This window comes from Arthrobacter sp. AG367 (genome assembly GCF_007828995.1).
Lineage (GTDB): Bacteria > Actinomycetota > Actinomycetes > Actinomycetales > Micrococcaceae > Arthrobacter.
Genome location: NZ_VIVE01000002.1, coordinates 280,277 through 296,679 on the forward strand (window position 1 = coordinate 280,277; position 16,403 = coordinate 296,679).

The 16,403-nt window shown below is 66.4% G+C and carries 16 protein-coding genes and 1 pseudogene; 4 read left to right on the forward strand and 13 right to left on the reverse strand.

Annotated features, from left to right (window positions below):
• Positions 1–44: 44 nt before the first annotated feature.
• Complete coding sequence (hxlA, locus tag FB478_RS08345) at positions 45–668, forward strand: 3-hexulose-6-phosphate synthase (RefSeq protein ID WP_144600175.1); 624 nt, start codon at positions 45–47, stop codon at positions 666–668.
• Positions 669–770: 102 nt separating this feature from the next.
• Positions 771–1,747: pseudogene (locus FB478_RS08350) on the forward strand (glucose-6-phosphate dehydrogenase assembly protein OpcA).
• Positions 1,748–1,812: 65 nt separating this feature from the next.
• Here FB478_RS08350 and FB478_RS08355 read toward each other — a convergent pair.
• From FB478_RS08355 to FB478_RS08390, 8 genes are all read right to left on the reverse strand, one after another.
• Positions 1,813–3,732 (reverse strand): BCCT family transporter, encoded by a 1,920-nt coding sequence (locus FB478_RS08355; protein ID WP_043425550.1) that lies wholly within the window; start codon positions 3,730–3,732, stop codon positions 1,813–1,815.
• A 384-nt stretch (positions 3,733–4,116) separates the two neighbouring features.
• Positions 4,117–4,926: an IclR family transcriptional regulator gene (locus tag FB478_RS08360; RefSeq protein ID WP_018771770.1), complete on the reverse strand. Its 810-nt coding sequence runs from the start codon at positions 4,924–4,926 to the stop codon at positions 4,117–4,119.
• 81 nt (positions 4,927–5,007) lie between these two features.
• Positions 5,008–5,346, reverse strand: a complete 339-nt coding sequence (gene uraH, locus FB478_RS08365; RefSeq protein ID WP_018771769.1) for a hydroxyisourate hydrolase — start codon at positions 5,344–5,346, stop codon at positions 5,008–5,010.
• Positions 5,343–5,840 (reverse strand): 2-oxo-4-hydroxy-4-carboxy-5-ureidoimidazoline decarboxylase, encoded by a 498-nt coding sequence (gene uraD / locus FB478_RS08370; RefSeq protein ID WP_056392068.1) that lies wholly within the window; start codon positions 5,838–5,840, stop codon positions 5,343–5,345. Before uraD ends, uraH begins: the two co-directional genes overlap by 4 nt.
• 195 nt (positions 5,841–6,035) lie before the next feature.
• Positions 6,036–6,461: an ATP-binding protein gene (locus FB478_RS08375; protein ID WP_018771767.1), complete on the reverse strand. Its 426-nt coding sequence runs from the start codon at positions 6,459–6,461 to the stop codon at positions 6,036–6,038.
• Positions 6,454–6,786, reverse strand: coding sequence for an STAS domain-containing protein (locus FB478_RS08380; protein WP_018771766.1), 333 nt, complete (start codon positions 6,784–6,786; stop codon positions 6,454–6,456). Before FB478_RS08380 ends, FB478_RS08375 begins: the two co-directional genes overlap by 8 nt.
• On the reverse strand, positions 6,786–8,744 hold the full coding sequence (locus FB478_RS08385; RefSeq protein ID WP_144600176.1) for a glycosyltransferase family 2 protein: 1,959 nt from the start codon (positions 8,742–8,744) through the stop codon (positions 6,786–6,788). The genes FB478_RS08380 and FB478_RS08385 overlap by 1 nt, the downstream gene beginning before the upstream one ends.
• The gene (locus tag FB478_RS08390; protein WP_018771764.1) at positions 8,741–9,853 is read right to left on the reverse strand and encodes a PP2C family protein-serine/threonine phosphatase; all 1,113 of its coding nucleotides are present in this window, start codon (positions 9,851–9,853) and stop codon (positions 8,741–8,743) included. The genes FB478_RS08385 and FB478_RS08390 overlap by 4 nt, the downstream gene beginning before the upstream one ends.
• A gap of 245 nt (positions 9,854–10,098) precedes the next feature.
• Between FB478_RS08390 and FB478_RS08395 the strand changes: the two genes are divergently transcribed.
• Entirely contained in the window at positions 10,099–10,380 is a 282-nt protein-coding gene (locus FB478_RS08395; protein ID WP_223992807.1) for a hypothetical protein, read from the forward strand.
• Positions 10,381–10,552: 172 nt separating this feature from the next.
• On the opposite strand, the gene FB478_RS08400 is transcribed toward FB478_RS08395, so the two are convergent.
• The gene (locus tag FB478_RS08400) at positions 10,553–11,125 is read right to left on the reverse strand and encodes a GNAT family N-acetyltransferase (RefSeq protein WP_144600177.1); all 573 of its coding nucleotides are present in this window, start codon (positions 11,123–11,125) and stop codon (positions 10,553–10,555) included.
• Between the two features lie 71 nt (positions 11,126–11,196).
• Here FB478_RS08400 and FB478_RS08405 point away from each other — a divergent pair, with 71 nt between their 5' ends.
• Positions 11,197–12,591: an MFS transporter gene (locus FB478_RS08405; protein WP_134165092.1), complete on the forward strand. Its 1,395-nt coding sequence runs from the start codon at positions 11,197–11,199 to the stop codon at positions 12,589–12,591.
• Between the two features lie 67 nt (positions 12,592–12,658).
• Here the strand turns inward: FB478_RS08405 and bcp are convergent, their stop codons facing one another.
• From bcp to FB478_RS08425, 4 genes are all read right to left on the reverse strand, one after another.
• Positions 12,659–13,138, reverse strand: coding sequence for a thioredoxin-dependent thiol peroxidase (bcp, locus tag FB478_RS08410; RefSeq protein WP_018771759.1), 480 nt, complete (start codon positions 13,136–13,138; stop codon positions 12,659–12,661).
• 81 nt (positions 13,139–13,219) lie between these two features.
• Positions 13,220–13,864 (reverse strand): winged helix-turn-helix domain-containing protein, encoded by a 645-nt coding sequence (locus FB478_RS08415; RefSeq protein ID WP_018771758.1) that lies wholly within the window; start codon positions 13,862–13,864, stop codon positions 13,220–13,222.
• A 9-nt stretch (positions 13,865–13,873) separates the two neighbouring features.
• Positions 13,874–15,217 (reverse strand): allantoinase AllB, encoded by a 1,344-nt coding sequence (gene allB, locus FB478_RS08420; RefSeq protein WP_144600178.1) that lies wholly within the window; start codon positions 15,215–15,217, stop codon positions 13,874–13,876.
• Positions 15,210–16,403 (reverse strand): glycerate kinase, encoded by a 1,194-nt coding sequence (locus FB478_RS08425; RefSeq protein ID WP_144600179.1) that lies wholly within the window; start codon positions 16,401–16,403, stop codon positions 15,210–15,212. Before FB478_RS08425 ends, allB begins: the two co-directional genes overlap by 8 nt.

Genomic DNA, 16,403 nt, shown 5'->3' on the forward strand with positions numbered 1-16,403 from the left:
ACTTTCCAGTCCTTTGGACAAAACCCCAACAGAAAGAAGAAGCAATGAAACTTCAGGTAGCCATTGACCTCCTCACCGTCGAGGACGCCCTCGAGCTGGCCGGCAAGGTCGCTGAATACGTGGACATCATCGAACTGGGCACGCCCCTCATCAAGGCTGCGGGCCTCTCCGCCGTTACGGCCATCAAGGACGCCCACCCGGACAAGCTGGTTTTCGCCGACATGAAGACCATGGACGCCGGCGAACTTGAAGCCGACATCGCCTTCAAGGCGGGCGCCGACCTGGTCACCGTGCTCGGCTCCGCCGATGACTCCACGATCGCGGGCGCCGTCAAGGCCGCAAAGGCACACAGCAAGGGCGTCGTCGTTGACCTGATCGGCATTGCGGACAAGGCCACCCGGGCCAGGGAAGTGCGCGCCCTGGGTGCGAAGTTCGTCGAGATGCACGCGGGCCTGGACGAGCAGGCAAAGCCCGGCTTCGACCTGACTGGACTGCTCCGCGCGGGCGAAGAATCGCAGGTGCCCTTCTCCGTGGCAGGCGGCGTGAACGTCAGCACCATCGCAGCCGTCCAGGCCGCAGGAGCCGACGTGGCGGTGGCCGGCGGCGCCATCTACGGCGCCGCAGATCCGGCTCTGGCCGCCAAGGAACTCCAGGCTGCCATCAACTAGGCCCTGGCATACGGCGGCGTCTCCACCTGGACCGGGGTGGGGCCGCCGCTGTGCCATGCCCTCATCGAGCCCATTCCGTGGCGGACGAACCTGGAGAAGGCCATGATCGTTAACCTGCCCGACACCACCACCTCGAAGGTGTCCAAGAAACTCATGGCCCTGCGCGAGCAGGGCGGCGTGATCGCGCTGGGCCGGGTCCTGACCCTGGTGGTCGTGACCAAGTCCGGGCTCGAGGAAGAAGCGATCGAGGCCGCGAACGACGCCAGCCGGGAACACCCCTGCCGGATCATCGTCCTTGCCGACGCCGGGAAGACGCCGAAGACCGGCTCGACGCGCAGATCCGGGTGGGCGGGGACGCCGGCGCCTCGGAAGTGATCGTGCTGCGCGGCTATGGCCAACTGGCCCACGAGTCCGAGTCCCTGGTGGCCGCGCTGCTGCTTCCGGACGCCCCAATCGTGGCCTGGTGGCCGCACGGCGCCCCCGCGAACGCGTGCGAGACCTCCATCGGCGCGATCGCGCACCGCAGGATCACCGACTCCGCGAACGAACCCGACCCCCAGGCCGCACTGGAACGGATCCACCGCACCTACAAGGCCGGCGACACCGACCTCGCCTGGACCCGACTGACCAACTGGCGGATCCAGCTCGCAGCAGCCCTGGATCAGGTCGACCCATCCTTGGTGCTTGCCGCCGAAGTGGAGGGCGCCCCGGATTCCCCCAGCCCGCTGCTGATGGCTGCCTGGCTCAACGACGCGCTGGACGTACCTGTGAACAAGGTTGCAGGACCGGCAGGATCAGGCCTTGGCCGAGTGAGCCTCACGCTGGCCGACGGTCGGATTCAGCTTCTCCGCCCCGGAGGCTTCGTCGCCGAACTCACCCAACCCGGCCAACCTGCCCAACGGATCCCGCTCCCACGCCGCAGCCTCAGCGAATGCCTCGCCGAAGAACTCCGCCGCCTCCAGCCGGACCCTGTTTTCGGTGAGGTGCTGGCCACCGTGGGGCGTTTGTGCGCGGACAGGCAAGTGCAGCCGGTGCCTGAGGCCGGTTACCAGCTGCAGGGTTGCATGGTGGTGGCCTAGCCGCAGTGCCATTAAAGGATTTGGCCCCGGCGCATGATGCGCCGGGGCCAAATTCGGGTGTTTACCTAACGTGTGGCTGCCTTCTCCAGATCCTGCCCGTTGCCCGGGCACCTCTGGCCATCGGCGCACTCTTCTGCGCACTCGTGCTTTGTCACAAGGTCGAACTGCGCGCCCCGGTGTTGCTCCACGCCCGCCCGGATAGCCCGTTCCACCACAGAGTCCGCCAGCCGGCGGCGCAGGGAAAGGGGGTCCCTGCGCAGGTCCTTGGTGATGGCGAAACAAAGCAACAGCATGACGATCACGAAGGGCAGGGCCGCGACGATGGTGATCCGCTGCAGGCCCGACAACGCTTCGGAGGGCTGGTCACCGCCGGCCAAAAGCATGACGGCGGCCACGGCGCCGGTGAGGGCGCCCCAGAAGATGACCAGGGCACGCTTGGGGTCGGAGCTGCCGTTGGAGCTCAGCGACGCCATGATCAGGGAGGCGGAGTCGGCGCCGGTAATGAAGAAGATTGCCACCAGGACCATGGCCAGGACAATCACGGCCGCAATCATCCACTCCGGCAAGGGGAGGTTCTTCACCAGGTTGAACAGGGCGCCGTCAAAATCGATGGTTGCCTTGCCGTCGGTGACGGTCATCAGGCCCGGCGTGCCGGCTTTGTCAGCTTCCTGCTGGATGTGGAAGGCTGTACCGCCGAAGATGCCAAACCAGATGACACTGACAATGCTGGGGACCAGCAGTACGCCGGTGACGAACTGCCGGATGGTCCGGCCGCGGCTGATCCGGGCGATGAACATGCCCACGAAGGGCGTCCAGGAAATCCACCAGGCCCAATAGAAGATGGTCCAGCCGGACATCCAGGTCCGCAGCGCCTCGTCGCCAACGGCCTCGGTGCGGGAGGACATTTCGGCCAGGTCGCGCAGATAGTCGCCCACCGCCGAGGGGATGAGGTTGAGGATGAAAAGAGTGGGGCCCGCCACGAAGACGATGGCGGCGAGGACCACTGCAAGGACCATGTTGACGTTGGACAGCCACTGGATTCCACGGCTGATGCCGGACACGGCGGAGGCGATGAAGCACGCTGTCAGGATGGCCACGATGGCCACGAGCACGGGTGTTCCGATCTCGCCTGTCCAGCCGTTCGAGGTGAAGCCGCTGCCGATCTGCAGGGCCCCAAGACCCAGTGACGCGGCGGTACCGAAGAGGGTGGCGAAGATGGCCAGGATGTTGATGACCTTGCCCACCGGCCCCTCAACGGTCCTGATGCCGAACAACGAGGTGAAGGCGGCGGAGATCAATTGCCTGCGTCCCAGCCGGTAGGTGCCATAGGCCATGGCAATGCCCACCACCGCATACATGGCCCAGGGGTGCAGGGTCCAGTGGAAAATCGAGGTGGCCATGGCAGTCTGGATGGCTGCCGGGGTGCGCCCGTCAACCGTTCCGGGCGGGGGAGAAACGAAGTGGTACAGCGGCTCGGCCACCCCATAGAACATCAGGCCGATGCCCATTCCGGCGGCGAACATCATGGCGATCCATGACACCGTGCGGAATTCGGGTTTTTCGCCGTCCTTGCCCAGCGGAATGTTGCCGAACTTGCCCATGGCCAGCCACAGGACAAACACGACGAACAGGGACGCCAGGACCATGAAGAGCCAGCCGGTGTATTCCATGACCCAGTCCAGGGCGTCCTTGGAAGTGGTGGCCAGGCTGTCCTTGTCGGCAAATCCCCACACCACGAAGGCAAGGGCAATGGCGCCGGTGATGCCGAACGTGGCCTTGTCCAGCGTCAGCTTCCGGTCGCGGCGCTGGGAGACGGCCTGCTCCCTGTTACTAAGCCGAAGTTCGGCCAGAATCTGCTTGTGTTCGTTGACGGCGGGAAGGGCCGCTGTCGATTCCTCTTGGTCGGTGTCCAGAGGCTCGGGGGGAGCGCCATCTGAAGGCGGCACTTTTGGCTTGGCGGAGGTTAGATCACTATTAATGGCCATGAAAGCGGGTCCTTTGGCTAGTCCATGGGCTTGCGTTTAGTGCTGGGAATCGGGCAGAGCAATCCGGGGGTGAATTGCCGCGTGGCCGTTCGCCAGCGGTGGCAGGGCCTGAGCCCCATGGGGAGGTGTTCCGCAAAGATCAACAGAGTTCGCGCTAAGCAACAAGAGTGCTGTACGTCACTTTGAAAGTCAAGGATGCCAGGCAGCATGAACCTCTTGGGGCGCATTGTGTCGCCGGACCGCGCAGTTGCATATGCGCTTGTTGTTGCGCTCCAGCGGCCGGGGGTTAGTGCACCGGCAGTGGCTCCCGCATAGGCGAAAGGACAGGCCAACTGTTTGGGGACACAACAATGGCCCCGGGCACTGCCCGGAGCCATTGTTGTGTCATTTCCGCGTGTACCCCATATTGGCGCTGACCTGGAGCCCGGCTTCCTTGAGCGATTCGAGCAGGCCGGGAATCTTCTCGGGGTCGAACCGGAAGGCCGGGCCGGAGATGCTGAGGGCGCCAATCACGGTGCCCTGGTGGTTGTAGACCGGCACCGCCACGGCATTCAGGCCGATCTCGAACTCCTCGCGTACCACGGCGTACCCCTTGGCGGCTACCTCGAGCAGCTGTGCGTCCAGTTCCTTGCGGCTGGTGATGGTGCGGGCAGTCCGGGCAGCAAGGCCCGTCTCCTTGAGGATACGGTCCCGGTCGTCCGCCTCCAAGGCAGCCAGGAGGACTTTGCCGCTGGACGTGGCGTGCAGCGGGGTGAGGCTCCCCACCCAGTCGTAGGTGGCCAGGGTGGACGGGCCCATGGCCTGGTCCACATTCACCGCGTAGTTCGAGCGCAGGACCGCGAGGTTGACGGTTTCCTTGAATTCGTCGGCCAGGCTTTCCAGGACGGGCCGTGCCTCGCGGACCAGGCTGAGCCGCCCGGGGATGGAACTGGCCAGGCGCAGGATTCCAAAACCGAGCTGGTACTTGCCCCGCTCGCTGTTCTGGTGCACCATCTCGCGGGTCACCAGCGATCCCATCAGCCGGGAGACGGTGGACTTGTGGATCCCCATTTCCTCGGCTATTTCGCTCACGCCCGCGTGCCCTTCCCGGGCGAGGATCTCCAGGACGGTCAGGGCGCGCTCCACGGACTGCACGCCGCCGGACTGGCCGCCTTCGGCATCGGTATCGGATTCAGGGTCTCTATTCGAAGCCATACTTCCTGATCCTATGCCGGAAACTGTGACGGCGGTGACATTGGGTTAACGCGCTTGACACCCGGGCGCCCCCAGGCCGGCCTAGCTGCCGCGGTAGGTGGAGTACGCGAACGGGCTCAGGAGCAAAGGAACGTGGTAATGCTCCGGGCCGGTGACTTCGAAGACCAGGTCCACTTCAGGGAAGAACGTCGCGGTCTGCAGGCCGGCGTAGTACGTGCCCGTGGCGAAGTTCAACTTGTAGTGCCCGGGCTCCAGCTGTTCAGGCCCCAGGTCCTTCGCCCGGCCGTCGGCGTCCGTGCTGGAGGTGGCCAGCTCGCGCCAGGTACCGCCGTCGTTCTTCAAAAGGACGACGGCGACCCCCGCCGCCGGGCGCCCGGCGCCGGTGTCGAGGATGTGGGTGGTCACGTGGGAAACGCTCATTCGCTGATCAGTCCTTCAAGCCGCAGTACGGCGATTTCGCGCAGCTGCTGGGCCACGATGGTGTCTTCCTCCTGCGGGGAATTGCCGAGCCGCTGGTTCAGGGCCTGCAGGATTTCCGGAGCGGTGCGTCCGGCGGCCCGGATCAGGAAGACGCGGCCGAACTTCTCCTCGTACTCGCGGTTCCCCCGGGCCAGGGCTTCTGCTGCCGCAGCATCGGCCGGATCCACCCCGGCCTGCTCGGAACGGGACATGGACGCCTCGGTGCTGGCCGCCGTCGGACGTTCCCCGATCCTGGGGTGGTGGGCCATGGCGGCGTCAACCTCCGCAGGAGTGAAGGGGTTGGCTGCCTGGGCGGCGAACTCCAGCAGCTGGTCCCGGCTGGCGAACGGCCGGGCTGCTGCCACCGCCTCCACCCAGCGGCTGACGTCGATGCAGGGCCGGAGGGTGGCCTGGGCCGCGGCGGAGCCGGCGGCGTTGAATTCGGCAAGCTTCATGCTGGCGTATTCCTCGATGGTCATGCTGGCATCCATGGTGACGGCTATGCGGATGCCGGAGAACCCGGCGCCTGTTCGGGGATTTCCCCAAACAAGGCTTCCGCATCATGGAACTGTTATTTCAGCATACGTAATATTCAAGAACAGCCGCGTGGCCGTGTCAAGCGGCGGCGCGCAGCTCCGGCAGGGGCAGTCCTAATCCTGGGAGGACGTCCTGGAAAGGACCCAGGTGTTGGTGGCACCCTGGCGCTCGAAGGTCACCGTGGTGACCAGCGCCTCGATCAGCGCCAGGCCGCGGCCCGACTCGGCGTCGTCGCCGGGCGTGGCCGGCTCCATGGGGCCGTACGGTGGCTTGGCGTTGTAGGCACTCACCCGGGCCTGCAGCAGCGTGGGCTGCACGGTGGTCTCCACCCCCAGTTCCACCTCCCGGTCCCCGGCCGGCCTTGCGTGCTGGACGATGTTGGAGGCGGACTCGATGACTGCGGTGGTAAACGTCATCTGGTCCATGTCGTTGACGAACGGAACGTCCAGCCAGAGGCTGTCCAGGTCGTTGTGGACCGCTTCGATGGCGTCCTCGGCAGCAGGTCCCCGGAAGCTGCGCGAGGCCAGGACCTCAGTCATTGCCGAACGCCTCTTCGGCTGTGGCATACGCCGTAAGGACCTTGTCCATGCTGGTGAGCTTCAGGACCATGTTCACCTGGGGCTGCACCGCCGCGATCCGCAGGTCGCCGCCGGCCTGGCGGGCCGCCTTGAGGCAGCCGATCAGCGCGCCCAGCCCGGAGGAATCCATGAAGGCGGTGTTTTCCAGGTTCACCACGATCCGGTTGGACCCGCCGGCAATGACATCCGTGACGAACTCGCGCAGCTTGGGCGCGGAGACCATGTTGAGCCGCCCGTCCGCCTTGACTTCCGCGTACGAATCTTTGACCTCGTAACTGAACTCCATCAGGGTTCCTCTCTGTTTGCAGGTTCTGCGGCCGGTTCGTACCCCTTGTAGAGCACGGCGCGGACCAGGATGCTCATGACCACCAGGTCGAAAACCACCCAGACAACATTGACCAGGGTGCCCAGCGGTTCCGCCAGCCCGGCGGCAAGGCGGATGATTCCGACGACGGCGGCGACGGCAAGCAGGATGGACACCACGATCTGGGGCCGGATGAGGCTCCAGCTGGGTCCGCCGCTTTGGCGCGCCTTGGGGGTGACCGCGAACCCAAGGGGACGGCCGAACCACACGTTACGGGCCGCCGTCGTGCATGCCTTGATCCAGGTGGGGAACAGCGCCAGGCTGTACTGCTGCCCGCGCCAGGTGGGGATTCCGCGGCCGGCCACGGCGAACAGCAGCTGGTTGACCACCATGAACGGGATGAAGCGGATGAAGAAGTCCCAGCTCAGGCTGCTGACCGGCAGGATGCCCAGCAGCAGGTAGATGATGGGGGCCGCGAAGTAGATGACCGCGGCGAACCCGCTGAGGTAGGTCCACATGGTGGCGAAGTACATCAGGCGCTGGCCGAGCTTGAGGCCCTTCTGGACCAGCGGGTTTTCGCGGAGCAGCACCTGGATGGTGCCCTGCGCCCAGCGGAGGCGCTGGGTGAGCATGGTCTTCAGGTCCTCCGGCGCCAGGCCGTAGGCCAGGATCTCGTGGTGGTAGACGCTCTCCCAGCCCATGGCGTGCATGCGCATGGCGGTGGCCATGTCCTCGGTGACGGAGATGGTGGCCAGCGGCATTACCGGCTGGGCCTCGTCGCTGCGCTCCACGGTCAGCGCGTCCAGGACGGCCTGGACGGATTCCAGGGCGCCCAGCGGCGACCAGTCACGGGCGGACATGCGCTGGACGGCGTCGTCCGCCACCACCGGGACGCCGGACTCGCCCACGTGGGCCAGTTCCATGGCGGCGATCTCTTCGAGGTCGGCCTGCAGGGCGGCGACGTCGGCCTGGACCAGGGTCTGGACGGCGGCATCCACGCGGCGGCGGACGCGGTACGTGACCTCGCTGAGGGGCCTGCCGGCGTCCACTTCCTCCTGGGCCTCGCGGGTGGCTGCCTCCACCTCGTCGAGAACCTCGGCCACCAGGGGAGAGTCCACGTCCGCCGACTTGCGGGCCTGCTTGATGGCTGCCCGGGATGCGGCCAGGGCACGGCGGATACTCTTCTCGGTCTCCTTGACGTAGCCCACCAGGCCCAGCTGCATCAGGGCCTCGCGGCGAAGGATGGCGTTGGAGCCGCAGAAGAAGGCAGCGTTCCAGCCGTCCTTGCCCTGCTGGATGGGACCGTAAAACAGGGGCGCCTGGCTGCCTAGCGGATCATCGGCCGGCACATTGCTGAAGTATTGGGGGGTTTGGACCAGGGCCACCCGGCGGTTGTTGAAGTAGCCAAGGGTCTTTTCCAGGATGTCCGGCTCCGGGATCTGGTCCGCGTCCAGGATCAGCAGGAACTCGCCGTGGGTCACCATGAGGGCGTTGTTCAGGTTCCCGGCCTTGGCGTGGCGGGGGAGGTCCTTGGTCCAGTCCTCGCTGCGGGTGACGTAGCCCAGGCCATGCTGTTCGGCCAGGGCCTTGAGCTCGGGCCGGGCGCCGTCGTCCAGGATCCACGTGCTGTGCGGGTGCCGGAGCTTCTGGGCCGCCAGTGCGGTGGTGAGGACCATGTCCAGGTCTTCGTTGTAGGTGGTGATGAAGACGTCCACGGTTGCATCGTGCGGCGGCGCGGGAGCGCCTTTGCGGATCCTCAGTTTCCACACGGTCATGCCGAAGAGCATGACGTCGATGAGGCTGTAGGTTTCGGCCACCACCAACGGCAGGGCGATCCACCAGGCGTCCCAGTTGAGGGACGCCATCCAGCGCCACGCGATGTAGTTCAGGCCGGTCAGGACGGTCAGGACAACCACCACGCGGGTCCAGAAGCGGATCAAGCCGGCACCTCCACGGGCAGGCGGCGGACCACAACCACGGTGACATCGTCTTCGGCGGTTTCTGCCGGGGCGAGGGCCAGGATGGAGTTGCTGGCTTCCTGCGCCGTACCTGCGGACTGCGTTGCGTGCTGCACTGCCTCGGTGAAGTCCTCCACTGACCCGAACACATCCAGCACCCCGTCGCTGACCACAACCAGCGAGTCGCCCGGGGCCAGCTCCAGGCCCGCCTGCGGCCACTGGGTCCCGGGCCAGGCGCCAACCGGTGGTCCGCCGGAGGGGAGGCGGTCCGCCGGTCCGGCCGGCTGGACATGCAGCGCAAGGCCGTGCCCGGCGTCTACATAGCTGACCTTGCCTGATGCCGCGTCCAGGCGGGCATGGAACAGGGTGACAAATGAGTTGGAGGAGTCCAGGTCGGCGGCGATCGCCTTGCTGGCGGCGCCGAACCCGGCGTCGAGGTCCTGCCGCAGGCCCGTGGAACGCATTACTGCGCGGACTGTTGCCGCGATCAGCGCCGCCCCCATGCCTTTGCCCATGGCATCGGCGAAAGTGAGGTGGAGCCCGTCCGGCGTCTGGTACCAATCGTAGAAGTCGCCGCCCACGCTTTGGGACGGGCGGAAGAGGCCCGCCACGTCGTAACCGTCAACCCGGATGTCTTCCTTGGGCAGGAGGCTTTGCTGCACTTCGGTGGCGCGTTCCAGCTCGCCCCGGGCAGCGGACTCCGCCGCGGCTGAGGGCCGGCGCCGGAACAGTGCATTGATCCGGGACTGCAGTTCCCGGGGGCTGAACGGCTTGCTGATGTATTCGTCGGCGCCGTTGTCCAGGCCGGTCAGCTTGTCGAGTTCGTCCGCACGGGCGGTGAGCATCACGATGAACGCGTCCGAGAACTCGCGAAGGAGCTTGCAGACCTCCAGCCCGTCAAGGTCCGGCAGGTTCAGGTCCAGGGTTACCAGGTCCGGCCTGGTGCGGCGGACTTCCTCCACCCCCGGGAGCCCTGCCCCGGCCTGGGTGACGTCGAAACCCTGCTTCACCAGGACGCGGACCAGGAGCCCGCGGATGTCGGGGTCGTCTTCGATGACCACGGCACGGCGGGTTTCGGGGGGAGAGACCATAGCTCTACTTCTACAGTATTAAGGCGCACGGGGCATGTCTTAGGCTCCACAGTTTCCGGTGACTTCGCTGACAGAAACGTTGTATGCGGCCCCCTCAGCAGATCTTGCGGAAATCTTGGCATCTGCTTGCCGGGACGTTGAGGAACGGACGTCACACTCAAAGGAACGCAGCAGCGTGCAGGCGGAAAAGCCCGACGACGGGCCACGCGGCGGGCTGCATGGTTTGCGGAGAGCGGGGAAGCGGCATGGAACAAGTCAAAAAGAGGGGAGCGGACAAGGCCAAGGCATTGCTTCGCCTTTATTTCCACTCACGAAAAGTGCGGGCAGCGGCCAGGGAACTGGAGAACGCGCTGGCCGAATCGCGGGAAGTTTCCAGCTGGCCCGGAGACCGGCTCCCCGTAGGGGAGGAGATGTCCCGGCACGTGGAGAAACTGACCCGCCGGCTCAAGCTCGAGACCGAGGCGCACCACAGGTTGGGAATCCTTTTCAAGACTGCGGGTGGAGGGCATTCCGTAGCGGCGCTCTAGGTGCCACACTTAGCAGCAATCGATTGGCTGGGGATAGTCAGGAGATTGCTGTGAGTTTGTTTGTCGGTTGGTCGTACCTGATGGCTGGACTCATGACCATGGACGCGATGCTGCTGGCGCTGTGGGCCATGGAAGTCGATTGGCGAAAGTACTGGCACCGGAAGTAGCGCAGTTATTCCAGTTGCAGCCGCATCAGCACCCGGGGGAAGCCGTTGAGCACCGAGGTGGTGTCCGCAGCCTTGGTGAAGCCAGTATCCTCGAACAGCTTCCGGGTGCCCACGTAGGCCATGGTGAGGTCCACTTTGCGGCCGTTGTTGTCCACCGGATAACCCTCGATGGCCGGGGCCCCATAGGAGCGGGCCATCTCCACGGCGCCTGCCAGCAGAACGTGCGAGATGCCTTTGCCGCGGTGGCCGGGACGGACGCGCAGGCACCACACCGACCACACGTCCTGGTTGTCCACATGCGGGATCTTCCTGTTGCGGGCAAAGGCCGTGTCCGCCCGCGGATGGACCGCTGCCCACCCAACGGGTTCGCCGCCGTCGTACGCCACAATGCCGGGCGGGGGATCCTGGGCCACCAACTGGCGGACCAGCTCCCCGCGTTCCCCGCCACGGAGGGAGACGTTCTGGCGGGACGGGATGCGGTAGCTCAGGCACCAGCAGACGGTGGCATCCGGCCGTTTGGGCCCCACCAGTATCTTCACGTCCTCGAAAATTGTTGCCGGACGAACCTCGATCGCCATGGAACTATCCTGACACCCACGCGCGAAACAGGGGGGACCAAAAGGCGGGCGCCGTCACTACACTGGGACGCATGACCGAGCAGGAACCGGGCAGGGCGGCTGCGGATTCCGACTCCACCGGCACCTTCCTGCGGAGCCCGGCAGAGCGCTCCCGCACCTTCACCGGCATCCTGGTGAACACAGCCCTGGCCAACATCACCACCAGCTATTTGTGGTTCGCGCTGACTTTTTGGTTGTACCTGGAGACGCGGAACGTGATTGCCACCGGGGTGGTGGGCGGCGCGTACATGCTGCTGATTGCCCTCTCCAGCATCAGCTTCGGCACCTTCGTGGACCGCTGCCGCAAGCTGGCCGTGATGCGCTTCGCTGCCTGCTTCACGCTGGTCATGTTCGTGCTGTCCGGGGTGATGTTCCTGCTGGTGCCTGCCGCGTCACTGCTGGACCTGGGGCAGGCATGGTTCTGGATCTTCACTCTGGTCATCCTGGTCGGCGCCGTGGTGGAGAACCTGCGGAACATTGCCCTGTCCACCACCGTCACCATCCTGATCGAACCGGAGCGCCGTGCCAATGCCAACGGGCTGGTGGGGATGGTGCAGGGGCTGATGTTCATTGTCACCTCCCTGCTGTCCGGATTGTCCGTCGGTCTGCTGGGCATGGGCTGGACCATCGCCGTCGCGCTGGTGCTCACGGCGCTGGCCTTCGCCCACCTGCTGACCCTGCGGATGCCCGAGGAGGTGCGGCCCGCGGCAACAGACGCCCGCGGCGGGTTCGACCTGAGGGGCTCGATCGCGGCAGTGCTGGCCATTTCGGGGCTGTTCGCGCTGATCCTGTTCTCCACGTTCAACAACTTCATCGGCGGCGTGTACATGGCGCTGATGGATCCGTACGGGCTGGAAATGTTCTCAGTGCAGATGTGGGGTGCTGTCTTTGCGGTCGGATCCACCGGGTTCATCATCGGCGGCGCCTTGATCGGCAAGTTCGGGCTCGGCGCCAACCCCCTGCGCACCCTGCTGGTTGCGGTGGCGGCCATGGGAGTGCTGGGTGCGGTCTTCACGCTGCGGGAGTGGGCGTGGCTCTACATCCTTGGGATCTGGCTGTACCTGGTGCTGGTCCCGTTCGTGGAGGCGGCCGAGCAGACCGTCATCCAACGGGTGGTGCCGTTGGAGCGGCAGGGGCGCGTTTTTGGCTTCGCCATGGCATTCGAGTCCGCTGCCGCACCGGTCACCGCGTTCGTCATCGCGCCCATTGCCCAGTTCTGGATCATCCCGTACGCACGGTCAGCGGAAGGTGCAGCCCGACTGGACCCGCTGCTTGGCGGGGGCACCTCCCGCGGAATCGCCCTGGTTTTCCTGGTGGCCGGCATCATCATGATCGCGGCCGCCCTGCTGGCCTTCCTGACTCCCGTTTACCGCCGGGTTTCGGCTTCGTATGCCCACGTGGCGGCGGAAGCGAAGGCAGGTGGTTAAACGCCCGGACGCTCCCGCAGCACGTGCGGAAGCGTCCGGGAAAACCCGCAGCAGGTGATGGATCGTCCTAGACGCCCAGGGCCTCCTTGAGGCGGGCGACGTGGCCGTCGGCCTGCACCTGGTACTGGGCCAGGGTGACTTTGCCTTCGGGGTCCACCACAACGGTGGAGCGGACAATGCCTTCGTGGATTTCGCCCTTGACCAGCTTCTCGCCCCAGGCGCCATAGGCCAGGGCAACGGCATGGTCGGGGTCCGAGAGCAGGGGGAAGGTCAGGGAGAAGTCGCCGCTGAAGCCGGCCAGGGCTTCCTGGGCATCCGGGGAAACCCCGATGACTTCGTAGCCCTTGCCCTGGAGGGAGGCAAGGCTGTCGCGGAAGTCGCAGGCCTCGGTGGTGCAGCCGGGGGTGGCGGCCTTCGGGTAGAAGTAGACAATGACGTTCTTGCCACGGTAATCGGCCAAGGAGGTCTCCCGGCCCTGGGCGTCCCGGAGGGTGAATTCAGGAGCCGGGGTGCCGGGCTGAAGCTTGGTGGTCAGGGTGGGGCTCATGGCGTTCCTTTGTAAGACTCGGTCAGTGATGGCCAAACATCAAGTGAAGCGGGTTGCCGCTTACTGATACAAACCAGCGCGTCATATGCAGTATTCCGCCGGTCCACGAACTGCAGCGTGCGGACCCGGCACAAACTGGTACCCGCCGCCGCGGACAGTTGCCACGGCATGGCGGGCGTTGCCCAGTTTCTTGCGGATCCTGCCCACGTAAACGTCGATGGAGCGTGCCGTGGCGCCGGGGAAATCGAGGGACTCCAGGAACTCCTGCAGTTCCTCGCGGCCCACCGTCCGTGACAGGTGGGTCACCAGGTAGCGCAGCACTTTGTATTCGACGCCGGTCAGGGCCACGGGCCTGCCGTCCAGCAGGACGGTGTCGGCGGCGAGGTCCACGGCGACCCGGCTGACGGGGCCGGCCGACGGCGGCAGGCGGGTGCCGCCGTCGTCATCAGTTGCGCCGGGGTTCTCCGCCGCGGAGGGAGCCGGAGAGGAGTCGGCTGCGGCTCCTTCCGCGGCGGACGTGGGGGCTCCGGCGGCAGGCCAATGGACTTCCGCCTCCGGAGCAGTTTCGAGGGCCCTTGCCAGGACCATTTGGGCGGCGTGGCGCAGGAGTTCCGGGCTGGTTCCTTCGGCCGGAACCACCCACACCGCGAGACCGCGGGCGGCGGCCTTGCGTGAAGGAAATCCCGGCCGCGCCCCCGCCCCCGGATAGTGCGCTTCCACTGCCATGGCGTCTCCCTAGACGCCGCCGCGGCGGATCAGCCTGCCCGTGGGGGTCTGGCCGTCCACTACGGCGCCGCGGAGGAAGGTCTTGCGCACCACGCCGGACAGGGCTTTGCCGTCGTACGGGGTGATGGGGTTCTTGTGCTTGAGCTTGGACACGTCCACCACGAAGGCCTCGTCGGGCGCAAAGACGGCGAAGTCGGCGTCGTAGCCCAGCGCCAGCTGGCCCTTGTTGGTGAGGCGGGCCAGTCCGGCGGGCTTCTCCGCCATCCAGGACACCACCTGTTCCAGCGGGATGCCGCGGTGCCGAGCCTCGGTCCAGATCAGGGACAGGCCCAGCTGCAGCGAGGAGACGCCGCCCCAGGCCACGGCGAAGTCCCCGTTTTCCAGATCCTTCAGGTCCAGCGTGGAGGGGGAGTGGTCCGAGACGATGTAGTCGATGGTGCCGTCCAGGAGGCCCTGCCACAGCAGCTCCCGGTTGGAGGCCTCCCGGATGGGTGGGCAGCACTTGTAGGCGGTGGCACCGTCCGGGATCTCCTCCGCCATCAGGGTCAGGTAGTGCGGGCACGTCTCCACGGTGAGCTTGACGCCGTCGCGCTTTGCGCTGGCGATCATGGGCAGCGCGTCCGACGACGACAGGTGCAGGATGTGCGCACGCGCACCGGTCCAGCGGGCCCGTTCGATGACCTCGGCGATGGCCTTGTTCTCGGCGCCACGGGGGCGGGAGGCAAGGAACGTGGAGTAGTGGTCGCCGCCGGGGTGCGGGGCGCGGTCAATCGCGTGCGAGTCCTCGGCGTGGACGATCAGGAGGGAGTCGAAGGACTTGAGCTCGGCCATGTCCTCCTCCATCTCGTCCGCGTCCAGGTGCGGGAACTCGTCCACGCCGGAGTGCAGGAGGAAGCACTTGAAGCCGAAGACGCCCTCATCATGCAGGGGGCGGAGGTCGGCCTTGTTGCCGGGGATGGCACCGCCCCAGAACCCGACGTCGATGAACGCCTGGTCTTCGGCCACCTCCCGCTTGAGCTTGAGGTTTTCCACCGTGGTGGTGGGCGGAACGGAGTTCAGGGGCATGTCGATGATGGTGGTCACGCCGCCCGCTGCCGCGGCCCGGGTGGCAGAGGCGAAGCCCTCCCACTCGGTGCGGCCGGGCTCGTTGACGTGGACGTGGGTGTCCACCAGGCCCGGGAGCAGCGTCTCATCGTCGGCGAGGTCGATGATCTCGGCGCCGGCCAGGCCGTTGCCGAGCGGTTCGAGGGCCACGATCTTGCCGTTGCGGACGCCCACCTCGCGTGGCGCGATGCCGGCGGTGGTCAGGATGCGCCGGCCCCGGATGACGAGGTCGAAACGTTCTTCAGACACGGAGGTCCTCCTTGGTACTTGCGGCGGCAGGCCTGTTGGCTGCCAGCCCCGCACTGATTTGGGTGCCCAGCTGCTCCAGCAGCGGCCCTGCCTCTGCTATGCACCTGTTTACATCGGTTTCGAGCGCCGTCAAAGCGTAAACATCCTCGAATCCTGCGGCCGCTGCCTGGCCCTGGTCCAGTGTGGTCCGGCCGCAGACGGCGATGACCGGAACGCCCTGCGCCGCAGCAGCCCGGGCAACACCCATGGGGGTCTTGCCCAGCAGGCTTTGCTCATCCAGGCTGCCTTCGCCGGTGATCACCAGGTCGGCGCCGGCCAGCCGCTGCTCCAGTTCCGTGAATTCAAGGACGACGTCGATCCCAGGCCGCCGCGTGGCGGCCAGGACGGCGATGGCGGCGTAGCCCACGCCGCCGGCTGCCCCGGCTCCGGGAGCCTCGGCAGCCTTGACGGCGCGGAATCCGATTTCCCTGGCCAGGACTTCGACAAACCTGGCCAGGGCGGCGTCGAGCATGCCGACGTCCTGTTGTGTGGCTCCCTTTTGCGGGCCGAAAACCGCCGGGGCGCCCTGGGCGCCCAGCAGCGGGTTGTCGACGTCGGATGCCAGCACAAAGCGGGTGTCCACCAGCCGGGGCTCGAAATCGGTGAAGTCGATGCTGTGCAGGTTTGCCAGCGCAGCCCCGCCCGGTGGAAGTTCGTTGTTCCTGCTGTCCAGGAACCTGGCACCAAGCCCCTGCAGGAGCCCCGCGCCGCCGTCGGTGTTGGCGCTGCCGCCCACGCCCAGGACGATCCGCCGGCAGCCGGCGTCCAGGGCTGCCCTGATGAGCTGGCCCGTGCCCAGGCTGGTGGCTGTGGTGGCGTCAGCCGAGCCCGGCCTGCCGCCGTTCCGGACGCACGGCATCAGCGCGAGCCCGGATGCCGTGGCCATCTCGATGACGGCTTCGTGCCCGCGGACGGCGAAGTCCGCATCCACGGGCTGCCCGCTTGGACCGGTGACCGTTGCGCTCCGGCGGGTGAAGCCGGAGCCGACGGCGGCGTCGAGGGTGCCCTCGCCGCCGTCGGCCACCGGAATCCGGACCACGTCAAGGTTCCCGCCGGCCCCGCGCTGCAGGCCCTTTTCGAGGAACCTGCAGACCTCCGGCGCAGACAGCGAACCCTTGAACTTGTCCGGGGCGATAACCACGCGCAT

Bases quoted from the DNA above. Each gene is read 5' to 3' on its own strand.
- FB478_RS08415 (WP_018771758.1), bottom strand. From the start codon at position 13,864: ATGGCAGTGGAAGCGCACTATCCGGGGGCGGGGGCGCGGCCGGGATTT.
- FB478_RS08425 (WP_144600179.1), bottom strand. From the start codon at position 16,403: ATGCGCGTGGTTATCGCCCCGGACAAGTTCAAGGGTTCGCTGTCTGCG.
- hxlA (WP_144600175.1), top strand. From the start codon at position 45: ATGAAACTTCAGGTAGCCATTGACCTCCTCACCGTCGAGGACGCCCTC.
- FB478_RS08375 (WP_018771767.1), bottom strand. From the start codon at position 6,461: ATGACTGAGGTCCTGGCCTCGCGCAGCTTCCGGGGACCTGCTGCCGAG.
- FB478_RS08355 (WP_043425550.1), bottom strand. From the start codon at position 3,732: ATGGCCATTAATAGTGATCTAACCTCCGCCAAGCCAAAAGTGCCGCCT.
- bcp (WP_018771759.1), bottom strand. From the start codon at position 13,138: ATGAGCCCCACCCTGACCACCAAGCTTCAGCCCGGCACCCCGGCTCCT.
- FB478_RS08380 (WP_018771766.1), bottom strand. From the start codon at position 6,786: ATGGAGTTCAGTTACGAGGTCAAAGATTCGTACGCGGAAGTCAAGGCG.
- FB478_RS08400 (WP_144600177.1), bottom strand. From the start codon at position 11,125: ATGGCGATCGAGGTTCGTCCGGCAACAATTTTCGAGGACGTGAAGATA.
- FB478_RS08360 (WP_018771770.1), bottom strand. From the start codon at position 4,926: ATGGCTTCGAATAGAGACCCTGAATCCGATACCGATGCCGAAGGCGGC.
- FB478_RS08405 (WP_134165092.1), top strand. From the start codon at position 11,197: ATGACCGAGCAGGAACCGGGCAGGGCGGCTGCGGATTCCGACTCCACC.
- uraH (WP_018771769.1), bottom strand. From the start codon at position 5,346: ATGAGCGTTTCCCACGTGACCACCCACATCCTCGACACCGGCGCCGGG.
- uraD (WP_056392068.1), bottom strand. From the start codon at position 5,840: ATGAAGCTTGCCGAATTCAACGCCGCCGGCTCCGCCGCGGCCCAGGCC.
- FB478_RS08395 (WP_223992807.1), top strand. From the start codon at position 10,099: ATGGAACAAGTCAAAAAGAGGGGAGCGGACAAGGCCAAGGCATTGCTT.
- FB478_RS08390 (WP_018771764.1), bottom strand. From the start codon at position 9,853: ATGGTCTCTCCCCCCGAAACCCGCCGTGCCGTGGTCATCGAAGACGAC.